Below are 768 nucleotides of genomic sequence, written 5' to 3'. Positions count from 1 at the left end.
TGAAAGTCTAGATGTTAAAAACGCTACAGACATTTATAATAATCTTTCTTCTTATTATGCAACGCGCTACCGGGTAGGTTTGCTGCATGGTAAAATGAAACCGGCTGAAAAAGAAGCCATTATGCAAGAGTTCAAAGAGAATAAATTACAGGTATTGGTTTCAACCACCGTGATCGAAGTAGGAGTGAATGTACCGAATGCTACGACCATGGTGATTTACGATGCTGATCGATTTGGCTTATCTCAACTGCACCAATTGAGAGGAAGAGTTGGACGGGGGCATAAAGAATCTTATTGTATTTTAGTGGCCAATCCCAAAAGTGAAACTGGGATTGAACGAATGAAGATTATGACGGAAACGAACGATGGTTTTATTTTAAGCGAAAAAGATTTAGAATTAAGAGGTTCAGGAGATCTGTTCGGTTCCAAGCAATCTGGTTTGCCTGATTTTAAAGTTGGCGACATTATTGGTGATTTTGGTGCTTTGGAAGCTGCGAGAGAAGAAGCGACAGCATTAGTCAACCAACCTGACTTTTTAACTAATCCTACCTATCATGAATTACGACAAGCTATTGGATTAGAAAATTTAACGGGAGTCAACTTTAACTAACAATGGGCAAAAAATCAGGTTTAAAACTACGATCAAAACAACTAAAAAGACAAATCGGAAAATTATAGGGAGGCCAGCAGTATGAGAATTGCAGTAGATGCAATGGGCGGAGATAACGCTCCTAAAGCAATAGTAGAGGGGGTCGTGTTAGCAGCCAA

At 39.3% G+C, this 768-nt stretch carries 1 protein-coding gene; it reads left to right on the top strand.

The features are described 5' to 3' along the window. Positions 1-610, top strand: a 610-nt coding sequence (locus RT405_RS06145; RefSeq protein ID WP_313468448.1) for a helicase-related protein, incomplete at its 5' end; no start/stop codon positions are given. Positions 611-768 lie beyond the last annotated feature (158 nt).

The organism is Carnobacterium sp. (genome assembly GCF_032094055.1).
GTDB lineage: Bacteria > Bacillota > Bacilli > Lactobacillales > Carnobacteriaceae > Carnobacterium_A.
This window is presented reverse-complemented; position numbering and strand designations above follow the sequence as displayed.